Origin of the sequence: Ectothiorhodospira sp. 9100, from assembly GCF_022227565.1 — a bacterium.
In the GTDB taxonomy this organism is placed as follows: domain Bacteria; phylum Pseudomonadota; class Gammaproteobacteria; order Ectothiorhodospirales; family Ectothiorhodospiraceae; genus Ectothiorhodospira; species Ectothiorhodospira marina.
The window spans coordinates 1-11,950 of sequence record NZ_JAJNAN010000064.1 but is presented as its reverse complement, the minus strand read 5'-3'; the positions used below and the strand labels follow the sequence as shown (position 1 = coordinate 11,950).

The window sequence follows — 11,950 nt, the reverse complement described above, 5'->3', positions numbered from 1 at the left end:
ACTTGGCGGACACCTCCTCCCAGGACACCATGAAATCCCAGGGCAGCCAGGCAGTGAGCACATACACCACCGCATACATCATCAATGCCCACCAGAGGGCGGCGAGCCCACCCTGGCGCACTATCGCCACCCCCCGGCGCCCTGGCCTCGACAATCCAAACCAGGCCAGCACGCCCAGCACACCACCAATGAAGTTGCCACTCATATCGAGCAAGGAGGGTTCTCGCTGGGGCAGCCAGAACTGCAGAAACTCCACCGTCGCCGTGGTGGCCAGGGCCATCAGGGCCACGAACAGCCCCACCACCACACGCCCCCCAACACCGCGCACATAGCCCGACAGCCAAGCCGTCCAGAACAGCCCCAGCGGCACGAACATCAGAGCATTGGCCACCCATTGCTGCCGCGCCGAGGCCCCCATCTGCGGCAACGTGAGGTGAGTGAAATGGGCCCAGGCCTGCTCCATACTCTGATTGCCAAACTCGAATGGCATCAGCGTGGCGTAGAGCACGGCCAGCCACGACACCCACGCGCCAAGCATCCACCTATTCCACATGTTCGATTGGTCCAGTCAGCCCTGGTATGTCCGCATACCCTCACGTTGTGACGAGGCCTGATGCCCACGGAGCGTCAGGACGTCAGCCAGGAGCACGGTTGTCAACGATGCCATTGGGTGATTCAATCCAAACGGACCATGGCGGCGCTAATGCAAAGGGACACAGCCCAATGTAGCTCATGACCTCGCAACCTGCCCGTCCTCCTCCCGAAAACCCACCACGTCGCGATGCCAAATGAATCGGATAATACAGCAGATCAAGGCCACCCTCCCGCCAAAATTATTACTGAGGGTGAGGGCGTTAGATAACTATTTCAATGGAGAGCGAGAGATAAGGTTACTTCGCAAGCTCTGCCCGCCTGGTCGCGAGGCCATCGACGTTGGCGCCAACATCGGGATATATACCTACTTCTTGTCGAAGTACAGCTCTCATGTCTACGCATTTGAACCCAATCCTGTTCTGGCCAGGCAGCTGGTCGACCTGTTTCCGCATGCCACCATCAGGAACGTGGCCATTTCTGATAAGCACCAGACACTTACCCTTAATGTCCCCAGTAGCACAAGCGGGCCTGACCACGCACAGGGCTCCGTCTCGTGCCATTACGACAAGAATGAGATCGCTGAGTCGTACACCATTGAAGCGATTCCATTGGATTCGCTAACATTTAATGACGTCGGCTTTATCAAGATTGACGTCGAGCAACATGAGCTACAGGTTCTGCATGGGGCGGAGAGCACGATCGCGAAACATCGACCAGCCATCATGACTGAAGCCACGCCCCTGCTTTACCCGGAGCCCATGCCTGATATGTTCTCGTTTATTGTGGAACAAGGGTACACCGGATGGTTCCATTTTGGCGATGCCTATTATCCATTCACATCATTTGACCCAGAGACCCACGCAAACCGCGCCAATTGGAAAAAATCATTCATGGGCACAAATGTCATCTTCCTCCCCTCCGAAACAGACCCAATAGCACGACTAGGCAAGATAGCAAGATAGCTGCCTCACGCAGTCTTCCTCGCTGACTCGCGGACGAATTTATGGCGCACCTGCCTCGAAGGCAGGCTCGTTCTCGATGCGAAGCCTTCCCGAACGGCACCACACCCAGCGACCAATGCCAGCAAAAGGATCAAGAAAAACAGCAACTCCAGCCTTGGCGACCAGAATATGGAGCTAAAGACACCGATCCCCATGGCTCCAGCCAAGGATGCCAGAACGGCAGCATCCTGAAAGGACCCCGAAAACATACGGCGAAGCAAGTGCCAGAAGGTCAGACCTATTAAAAGCAGGAACGAAAGCACCCCAAGCCACCCTTGATCCAGCCAGATCACCAACAATACGTTTTCCACACGCCAAGGCCACAGATGATCTGTCGTGAAATACCAATGCCGCCCGGCGGCAGAAAAATCTTCATTGCTCAGCCATTCCTTTCCATCTTGTGAGGTCAGGCTGAGTCGTTTCACCTCAATCAAGGAATCATCTGAGGTATTCCGGAACGACAACACCAGTTGCCGCCGCATGAACCACGGGCCTGTCTTCAGATCCTCCACATCAAAATGAAGCACCTCCTGTAACTCGCCTTCGCCGTCGTCAACGGACACCGCGGCGCTACGACACCTAAAGGAGTACCGGATCGGCTTCTGACAGATAAACACTTCAAGTCGCGTGGGCTGGTCGGATTGAGCCTCCAGTTGCAAGGTGTACTCGCCGTGCCAGGGAATTCGAAGCCGTTGATTGATAAACAAGGAATCGCCCGTGCCCAAGCGCAGCACACTGCGCCCCCCCTCCATCACATACGCAAAATTGGCGGGTAAGCGCCCTTCTGGGTTACCCATCAGGTACAAGCGAGGAAAACTTCCCGGACCATGGCCAAAAAACCCTGAACCATCATTATTTCGCGCGAGTTCCGCCGTGAGTTCCCAATGCTCTTGTCGCAACTCCATATCGGGCGCCCAGCGCGCCATGCGCTGCTCGAGCACGCCACCACCCACACCCACCCATAGCAAGGCACCGACGCTCAACACCATGGTTGCCAGAGCAATCGAAAAAATGCGTACCCGAGACCGCGTCTCCTCATGAAACAACGCCAGAACACCACCCAACAGCAACACCGATAGGGCAATCCCCATGCCCAGATAACCCGCTCGTGAATAGGTCACGGCCAGGGCGTACATAGCAGCACCGACAATACCAAGACCTGCGAGGAAGGGCAGTACCACTCGACGCTGCCACACTCCCCAAAGCATCACGAACGGCACGCTCATCACCAGATGAGTTTCGATGCTTGGGCCGCCCACATGCATGTCGAAGAACGCGCCAGTAATTCGGTACCTACTGGAAAAATCCAGTAACCCAGGGTATGTCGCGCGCTCCCACAAGACCCAGATGATGCAGCCAACCGCGCCCAGGACCATGCCAGGCACGAACCAGTCCCTGAAGAGTTGGCTCGGCGCTTGAGGCAATTGACCCACGCACATCAACAGTAGGCCGGCCCACATCAAGCCCTTGACAGCGTAAAGACCATGATACTGATGGGTATAATGTGCCCAGGTGTTCGCGTCGGGCGCGTAAAAGGGATAGAGCGCCAGGATCAGGCTGATCATTACAGAGAATGTAAAAAGCAGCACGGCGAACTTAACGCCCGAAGGCAGCGACACACCCCCCATGCCGGGTCGCCACCGAAAGACCATCACGGCCACGGTAGCAAGCAAGAACAGATCCAGCTCATCCACGTAAAGCCGCCCCGTATGCATCGACAGATTCAATGTCGGCACCAAGGCGGGAATCACCAGCAGGAAGGCCTGGGGGCGCCACCATAGCAAGCCTCCGTACAGCACCACCGCCCCAAGAAGCCACGGGGCTGCAATCGGCCAGCTTGCGGCCATACCAAGCGCCAACATCGCAAGCGCAAGGCCCGATACCTGCGCTATCCTCAGCTGGATAGACTCAAACACCGCAATCGACACCGCAGCTTCCTTTAACGGATGTAATCATGACAGGCCGAACTCACCCCAGGCACGCCATGAGCACCCCAACGTGTCATGGAACTCGATCAGCGAGGCTCGGCGCCGGCGCGCACCTTGGCATAAGGGTAGCACTGCTACATCTGACGCTGTTGCTACCGGTCGTCCTCCCGGCAACATCAGTCGCCTCAAACCACACGGTACAGGGCACCGCGACTGTCACGACCCCCTCCCCTATTCATATCGTTGAGGCCAATCCAGACAACTACCGCGACCAGGTCCGTCAACTGCAGCCTGGCGACCACCTCCAGCTGGCCGCTGGCACCTATCCGCGCAGCCTGCGCCTGCACAACATCAAGGGCACGCCAGAGGCCCCCATCGTGATCACCGGCCCGAGCCATGGTGAACCGGCGATCTTTCACGCACGCAGCGGAGAAAACACCATCAGCCTGGCGCGCACGGCCCACGTGACCCTACGTCACCTCACTCTGGACGGAGGCGGACGCAATGCGGCTGGTGTGGTACTGGAGGGCAACGGCCACTACGCCCATCACATCACCCTCGAACACCTCACCATCAGGAACTACCATGCCTCGCAGGGTCATACCGGCATCACCACCCGTGCCCCGGCCTGGGACTGGATCATCCGCAACAACCATATCCACGACATCGGCACAGGCCTCTACCTGGGCCGCCCCGACGGTAGCGCGCCCTTCATTGGTGGACTCATCGAAAATAACGCCATCCACCGCACGCTGGGCTACAACATGCAGATCAAGCACCAGGATATCCGCGATCAAGTGCCGGGCATCCCCACCGAACCCAGGCAGACCATCATCCGCCACAATCTGTTCAGCAAGGCCGAAGGTGCCAGTAGCGACTCCTCAGCACGCCCCAACCTGCTGGTGGGCCACTGGCCAACCGAGGGACCGGGGCGGGACGATCGCTACCTGATCTACGGCAACCTCTTTCACGAAAACCCCCACGAGCGCCTATTCCAGGGCGAGGGTAACGTGGCGCTATACAACAACCTGTTCTTCAACAGCCGCGGTCCTGGGCTGATCATCATGCGCCACAACGACGTGCCCAAGGCCATTCACATCCTGCAAAACACCCTGGTCACCGCCGGCACCGGGATACGCATCACTCACGCCGACCCGGGTTACCCCCAAATCATCTCCGGAAACGCCATCTTCTCACCGGTGCCGTTACAGATCGCAACACACATCGCTACCGACGACAATTTCGTCGCGGACTTGGAAGATACTGACCAATACCTCCAGAATGCCGACCCGCGCCCGCAGTACCTGGACCTGTATCCGCGCTCCGAGAAACTGTTGGGCGCCTCCCCCCATCACAGTATCGAGCACCTGCCCCATCTGGATCACGACTACAATCACCGGCGCCGCGAACTACCCGCCTGGGGGGCGTTTCATTCAATGGCACCTTCAAATCCAGGCCGTAAGACGAACATCGGACCACCGATGCTACAGTGTCCAAATTGCTGAGATAACGCAATAACTGTTCAGGCTCCGCTGACCCATGCGCCACGTTGTTGGAAATAGCCGACCCCTTGAATGGGCGATTCGCCCTAGGCCCAGCGCGTCACCGACTGTCCTCGTGGTAACGCGGCCCTTTCAGACTGGCCCCCAAAAGGCGCCCTTGGTAACCTAGCATCCCTGATGCCCATGGTGCGTGTCCGACAGCAATCCGCCCGACGAGCCATCCATCCAGCCTAGGGGTTGGACCATGCCTTGCGAGGCCTCTTCGCCACATACGCCCATCAGAGCATCCAGCCAACCTCAAGGTTACACTGTGGAACCCAGCGAATCAGCCAAATGGCAAACCCGCACCCGGTCGGAATTTGTCGAGTATTACGCCCGGCAGAGCCTGAGCGCCATCTCCGAGCAGCGCTCCCGAGAACTCCGGGACAAGCTGCTGAAATTCCACAACGGGCAGGGCACGCCATTGAATGTCGCGGATATCGGCTGCAACGCAGGCACCCAGAGCCGTGTCTGGGCGGAGCTGGGTCACCACGTCTACGGGGTGGACATCAACGAGGATCTGGTCAGACTGGCGCACACCCGCATCACGGAGGCTGGCCTTGAGGCCGCATTTCACATCGCGTCCGCCACCTCCCTCCCCTTTGCCGACGCCTCAATGGACATCTGCATCGCACCGGAACTGCTGGAGCACGTTGCAGACTGGCAACAATGCCTCGCCGAGTTCGCCCGAATCCTCGCCCCGGGAGGTGTGCTGTATATCAGCACCACCAACCGACTGTGCCCAGTACAGAACGAATACGACCTACCGCTATACAGCTGGTACCCCGCCTCCCTCAAGCGTCGTTACGAGCATCTGGCCGTGACCACCCGCCCCGAGCTTGCCAACTACGCCACGTATCCCGCAGTCAACTGGTTCACGTATTATCAGCTCAGAGACCATCTGAAAGGCCTTGGCATGGAATCCAGCGACCGGTTCGACAACATGGAGCGTGGCCACAGCCGGGTGCGCCACCTCGCGCTCTCTGCGATTCGTGTGGCCCCGCCCATCCGTTGGCTGGCCCACGTCACCAGCCCCTCCACCTCACTGCTGGCCCGGAAAGTGAGCCCATGACCCAGCCATCGGACATCCGGGTATCCGTCATCATCCCAGCCTACAACGCGAGATCGTACATAGGCGATGCAATTCATAGCGTCGAAGCGCAGGGAATCGATCATCTGGAGCTGATCGTGGTGGATGATGGCTCCACGGATGGAACGGGCGACTACATTAAACACCATCATCCATCCGTTGAGTTGATCCGCAAGAGCAATGGCGGCGCGGCCACGGCGCGTAACGCTGGCCTCGCGCGCGCCACCGGCGAATACATCGCGTTTCTGGATGCCGATGATCTTTGGCTACCCGGTAAACTTGAAGCACAGCTGTCTCATCTGGCGGCCAACCCCCAGGTGCAACTGGTATGTAGCGGTTTCGAGCGCTGGGAGCCTGATTCACAAGGTGAGTTTCCGAGCCTGCAGCCCCTACTGGAACAGGCTCAAACCATTCCGCAGGATGCACTTGACACCGAATTTTCAGGCTGGATTTATCACAAGCTGCTCCTGGACTGTCGCGTCTGGACCTCAACGGTGGTATTCCGACGATCACTGATGAACGACATCGGTCGATTCGACGAATCCCTGCGCCTTGGACAGGATTACGATTACTGGCTACGCGCCTCCCGACACACACCCATTCATACCCTGCGACGCCCCATGGCGGTTTATCGGCAACACGCCCACAGCGCCACTGCCCGGGGCGCATCCGTCAGCTATGGTGCGCGTGTCATCACCAACGCCGTCAAGCGGTGGGGGTATGAGAGCCCAGACGGACAAAAGGTACCCGCCCGGGATGTCCGCGCGCGGGTGGCCGGCATCCACTTTACGCTGGGGTATCTACACTACGCCGACCAACATTACCGTCTAGCAGTAAGGGATTTTGCCTCTTCGATTTCTCAGCACCCACTACAACCCAAGGCCTGGGCCTATCTTGGCTTGGCAGCGATCAAAGCCCCAATCGAGGCGACAAAAGACGATTGACACTGTGAAACCGAGTTACTTGCATCCATGAGGGGTAGCGCCTTAACCATCAGCGACTTTTCTGCAAGCCTTGCTCTAGGGTGATTTGGCCATAGAGTGTCTCAAACGCATCAAGCATCCTCTCCTTGGAAAAACCGCATTCTACGAAGGCACGCCCGCGGGCGCCGAACCGGAAAATCTCGCCACGATACTCATCGAAATAGGCGATTTTTTGTGCAATCATTTCCACATCGCGCTGATGGCAAAGAAAACCTGTTTCCTCGTCCACGATACTGTCCCGAACGCCACCCACATCACTAGCGATCACGGGTAATCCCATCGCTTGGGCTTCTGCATAGACTAGCCCTTGACCTTCAGCACGCCCCGTCGCTTCTATCACGCCAGTCAGGGCGAACAGGTCGGCCTTTCGCATCTCTGAAACCACCTCATCCTGCTCCAACCCTCCGGCAAAACTCACCCGACTCTCAATAGCCAAGTCCTTTGCCTGAGCCTCCAATGCTTCTCGGAGAGGCCCGTCCCCAACCAGACGCAATTCGACCCGCCGACCCGCTTGCGCCAGTTTCCCGATGGCTTCCAAGAGATAGCTATGCCCCTTCACTTCCACGAGTCGCCCCACCGAGAGAACTCTCAGTGTTCCATGGCGTGATTTAGGCTCCTGCGACCAGCCAAAGCGTTCCAAGTCAATCCCCATGGGAATGACGTTGATGGATTCTGGCCTTGCCCCCAGCGCGATAAGCCTCTGCTGCATGAAGACCGAACCCACCGTGTGTAAGCAATCACTCTGGAATAATTCCAGGAACGTCTCTGGACCCAACTGGGACGCCAATGCGGTTGCCTCGTAACCGTGCCAGGTCACCACATTCGGGATCGGAAAGCCACTGAATCTGCCAAGGCGAGCCATACGAGCGCCGAGATCGCCAAAATGCACATGCACAACATGGGGCGACAGGCGCTGAATTTCTTTCAAGTACCGCAAAGACTCCGTATTACGCTGCAAGGTCCATCGAGTTCCGCGCGAGAAGGGAATGACCCACCCCCCCTGGCGCCAGATCTGCCGGCAATATTCTGGCAGGATAACCCTTCGAGAGGCGGGGAGTCCCACATGGACCTGCTGGATACCCGCTTCATCCATTTGCTTGATCTCCGCAGGAGACATATCCCCGCCGCTTGATCGAGCCACGGCCGTCACCTCGTGGCCGCGACTCGCAAGCCCCATGGCGTGGCCCCGCACGAAGGTCTCGGACCGGGCGGGAAACAGGTGTGACAGCAGACATATGCGCATGTCTTGACGTACCTCGTGGGGTCCACAAAGAATGATGATTCAGGCTGTCGTAACGAGCCGCAGGACTTCGAAGAGTTTCTGCGGCTGGCTCCGAAAGACTTAAGGGGTTGTCAAAAAAATGCCCCAGCCGGAGCATGATATCCGTAGACTTCGCGATCTGATGGACACCCGTCATGCAATCCGGATTCTTTGATCTGGAAGACCCTCATGCCCTGCTGGAGAAGTTGGGTGAGCAGCTGCCCAAGTTCAATCGCGTGGTGGACTGGGAGGCCTTCCGGCCGACACTGCAAAAGGTGTATCAGCGACCCCACCAGGGGCTGGACGACGCGACACCCGATGAGTTTTACTTCGTCCATCAACCTCTGACTCAGGCAGCCTGACGCCTGATGACAAACCCGGTTAGAGCATAGATCGGCCGTCAGGGGGTGGACCAGTGGATGAGGACCACTTCAATTTCTTAGCGAAGTGCAAAGGTCATCTCACCCTTTTTGCCTTACCAGACTCCGCGAGATCCATTCTTGAATCAGACCAAAGCTTCCCAAGTTCAAAATCAGCACTAGGCGGATCAAAGCTTACCGTTCCGGATCCAGGACGCAACGTAAGCTCGGCCAGGAAGGGGCGTTCACCGTACATAAAGTCCACTCTCAGAAATTTATCATTAGCTGAAATTCTCTCGGCGATTTTGATCATCTCTGCCAATTCGAGTGGAGCCTCCAGCGATTCCTCCAGCCTTTCATACCCCGAACGGATAATCGGTAGCCTCTTGAAATCGCGGGTTAGGTAGGCCCTAATGTGTTTTGAAAACCTACCGCGATGAAACTCGATCATCTGCACGCGGCCGTGAAAACAAAAAAAGTTAAACTCGTCGGGCAGAGACCGATCCGGCCTTAGGATTATCTCTTCCGCGAAAACCTGCGGCTCAATCCAGCGATATTGATATTCACCCGTCTTGATGCTGTGATCATTTGCCAGCCACTTCTCAAACGTTTGTGCAGCTTCATCAAAATCTATTTTTTCACCTGAACGGACAATCATTTGAGTCCGCCACGAGTGGTTTGTTTTGAGCACATATTCACTGGGGAGCTTTTCCCCCTGCAGATCTTCGAGATGACGCCCTGACCATATAATTTTTGGGAACGCATCATAGCCTAGCACTCGAGCAACATACTCTCTCACCGCCAACTTATCTGCATAAATGGTATAGATCTTCTGTCTTTGAAGGAGCTTACCCCGCTGTACGTGCTCATTAAAAGTGGACGGCTTAAAGAGTCGAGGCGAAACACCAGTCATTTCCTGATAGCCACGACGAACAGCCAAGTAATCATTTGGCAACAGTAATAGGTCCACCCAAAATCGCCTCCAAGCGCTAATCGCACGATCACGGGGAATACTTCTCTCGGCAATTTTTCTCAAGCCTACAGAAAAACCATCAACAAGCCGGGACTTAGCATTTCTTGCAAGAGAACGAAACACTTGTTGAACTCCATTAAGTTGACTATCGCATGGCGCCCTCAACTCCCAATACTTACAAACGTGACCGCTGATCAAGAGAGCTTGCAAGCATCTGACTTTTACCAATTAGGAGCGAGCCGGTAAATTAGAGGGGCCTAATGGCACCCAAGACAACTAAATTAGGGCGATCGTCCCCCGCCTTTACAACAATCGCCTAAGAGCCAATTTCAGTCCGGCCGGAACATATCGCCTGAAGCGTGCATGTCTTTTCATATGCGCCACAACAGCCTCTGCGGGATTTCTTCTTAACCCATACATTGGATAATAGTGAATCTTGAAGTTGCAATGAGTGTTAAGTTCGATCACCCTAGCCTTATCATGCCCTAGATCTTCCACGATCATATCGACCCCCGCCACGCCAAGACCTTTAACTGATCTAGTCGCATCGACAGATAAATTTCTCAACGGCTTTGACAGCATATCCGTAACATCCAAGGCCTCACCTCCTTGGTGAACATTTACAAGTTCAGTCAGAAATCTGACCTCAGCTTTCGCCGGGATTTCAGTGAGATTGGGCATCGTCTTAATCGGGTGCTGCCTATGGCACGGATTCCCAGCTCGGTCTTGGTTTTTTTTTTCAATCAGGCGAGCAATTGTGCTAACACCGTCACCTATCACATGGGCGGGGACCCGAGTAGCAGCACAAACAAATCGGCCTGCGACAACGATAGCTCGAACATCGATCCCTTTACACTTCTCCTCCAATATTATCGGGCTCTGTCGCAAAGTTAAACTCTCCTTCGCGTATCCCCATGCTTCCCTAAAGGCCTGATCACTAACTATGGTTGTGGTAATACCTGAGCCAGCGCGTGCATCCGCAGGTTTGACTACCAACGAATCCACTCCGCAATCCCTATAGAAATTAAGCGCCGCCTCGAAGCCTGTATCCGGTGCGAAATAGCGGGAAAAGGGGGTAGGCAAGCCTTTTTTTTTAAGACATTCGAGTGCCCGGGTCTTATCCCTACACACCCGTACTGCTTCTTCGGTTACGAGGTGCGTCAGCATATTTCGCATGACGCCAATCTTGTAATTCTTAGATAAAAATTCAAATAAGCCATCATTTTGGTGTACTAGTGAAACACCTTGAGCTTTAGCTGCCCACCGAAAACCGTCCATGTGATCCGCTTCGTCTTCCTCAAAGCGATTGGGCTCACCCTGCATATAAGACCTAATCTTCCCCAACCCGCCAACGTCCATCTTTTACACTCCTAACTTATATACTTTTCTCGCAAAGCTGATAATACATAAAAACATCACGAGCATTACGACCATCGTTTCAATTCTACCGTGTAATGAGAACTATAAAAGCCGAACAATAAACATTTAAGGTGCCGCCAAACATGGACAGGACATTACTGTGAAAATATTTCAATCAGCACACCCTATCAATTGTTGAAATTCGATGTAATCAAAATAGTTGCCAAAACACTCCACTATCGGCAACCTACCCAAAAGCAGCCAAGAGCACAGAGCCCAACTGGCACCATCACAATTAAAGTAGGCTCCGACTTGTGGACTGATGGTGGTTTATCTGCCCCAACACATGACAGAACTGCCATAATGAGTTAATACATCCTGGGCGCCCCAGAAACACCCCTGCCTGAATCGTTTCCCAGGCATTTTTTGCCAGCCTGCGAAACAGCCAACGCGGCGCGCCAAAGATGGACTTATCTTGCCCACAAGCCGCTGCCTTCAGTTGTCTGTCTGCCTCTCCTTTGCCCGAGCGAAACGCTCGCTTAAGCAACCACCAAACCCGCATTTGTTCCTCTCTTATGATATGCATCACGCGGGCATCAGGGGCAAACCAACACTGATGGCCCTGAGCGACAAGGCGCTCAGTCAACTCCGTTTCACTTCCCATTGGATAATTAGGAGCCAGCCCTGGGCCAATGGCCTCATCAAAACGAATACCCATTGTGAATATTTTCTCACGGATCATCATATTGGGCCCCCAAACCGCCGAAGGCCTGAGCGGGCCTTCCTTCCGATCGGGAGGTGTAACGACATAAGCGGGCCCCAGAGGAACATTATCCAGAATCCATTGGGGCGGGACTTTTG

General features: G+C 55.5%; 11 protein-coding genes. 5 read left to right on the top strand and 6 right to left on the bottom strand.

The features are described 5' to 3' along the window. Positions 1-538, bottom strand: a 538-nt coding sequence (locus LPW29_RS13915) for a VanZ family protein (RefSeq protein ID WP_238628503.1), incomplete at its 3' end; no start/stop codon positions are given. A gap of 250 nt (positions 539-788) precedes the next feature. Here LPW29_RS13915 and LPW29_RS13910 point away from each other — a divergent pair. Beyond that, positions 789-1,556: an FkbM family methyltransferase gene (locus LPW29_RS13910; RefSeq protein WP_238628502.1), complete on the top strand. Its 768-nt coding sequence runs from the start codon at positions 789-791 to the stop codon at positions 1,554-1,556. A gap of 5 nt (positions 1,557-1,561) precedes the next feature. On the opposite strand, the gene LPW29_RS13905 is transcribed toward LPW29_RS13910, so the two are convergent. Further along, complete coding sequence (locus tag LPW29_RS13905; RefSeq protein ID WP_238628501.1) at positions 1,562-3,523, bottom strand: O-antigen ligase family protein; 1,962 nt, start codon at positions 3,521-3,523, stop codon at positions 1,562-1,564. Between the two features lie 146 nt (positions 3,524-3,669). Between LPW29_RS13905 and LPW29_RS13900 the strand changes: the two genes are divergently transcribed. From LPW29_RS13900 to LPW29_RS13890, 3 genes are all read left to right on the top strand, one after another. Continuing rightward, positions 3,670-5,028, top strand: a complete 1,359-nt coding sequence (locus tag LPW29_RS13900; protein ID WP_370642836.1) for a hypothetical protein — start codon at positions 3,670-3,672, stop codon at positions 5,026-5,028. A 307-nt stretch (positions 5,029-5,335) separates the two neighbouring features. Next, complete coding sequence (locus LPW29_RS13895) at positions 5,336-6,136, top strand: class I SAM-dependent methyltransferase (protein WP_238628499.1); 801 nt, start codon at positions 5,336-5,338, stop codon at positions 6,134-6,136. Beyond that, positions 6,133-7,098, top strand: a complete 966-nt coding sequence (locus LPW29_RS13890) for a glycosyltransferase (RefSeq protein ID WP_238628498.1) — start codon at positions 6,133-6,135, stop codon at positions 7,096-7,098. The genes LPW29_RS13895 and LPW29_RS13890 overlap by 4 nt, the downstream gene beginning before the upstream one ends. A gap of 49 nt (positions 7,099-7,147) precedes the next feature. On the opposite strand, the gene LPW29_RS13885 is transcribed toward LPW29_RS13890, so the two are convergent. Then, positions 7,148-8,380: a glycosyltransferase gene (locus tag LPW29_RS13885; protein WP_255705784.1), complete on the bottom strand. Its 1,233-nt coding sequence runs from the start codon at positions 8,378-8,380 to the stop codon at positions 7,148-7,150. A 173-nt stretch (positions 8,381-8,553) separates the two neighbouring features. On the opposite strand from LPW29_RS13885, the gene LPW29_RS13880 reads away from it, so the two are divergent. Next, complete coding sequence (locus LPW29_RS13880) at positions 8,554-8,760, top strand: hypothetical protein (RefSeq protein WP_238628497.1); 207 nt, start codon at positions 8,554-8,556, stop codon at positions 8,758-8,760. Between the two features lie 94 nt (positions 8,761-8,854). Here LPW29_RS13880 and LPW29_RS13875 read toward each other — a convergent pair whose 3' ends face one another. The 3 genes from LPW29_RS13875 to LPW29_RS13865 all read right to left on the bottom strand — a co-directional run. Beyond that, positions 8,855-9,853: an ATP-grasp fold amidoligase family protein gene (locus LPW29_RS13875; protein WP_238628496.1), complete on the bottom strand. Its 999-nt coding sequence runs from the start codon at positions 9,851-9,853 to the stop codon at positions 8,855-8,857. Positions 9,854-10,033: 180 nt separating this feature from the next. Beyond that, the gene (locus tag LPW29_RS13870; protein ID WP_238628495.1) at positions 10,034-11,089 is read right to left on the bottom strand and encodes a hypothetical protein; all 1,056 of its coding nucleotides are present in this window, start codon (positions 11,087-11,089) and stop codon (positions 10,034-10,036) included. A 295-nt stretch (positions 11,090-11,384) separates the two neighbouring features. After that, positions 11,385-11,950 (bottom strand): glycosyltransferase family 2 protein (locus tag LPW29_RS13865; protein ID WP_238628494.1); only part of this gene is annotated, 566 nt, incomplete at its 5' end.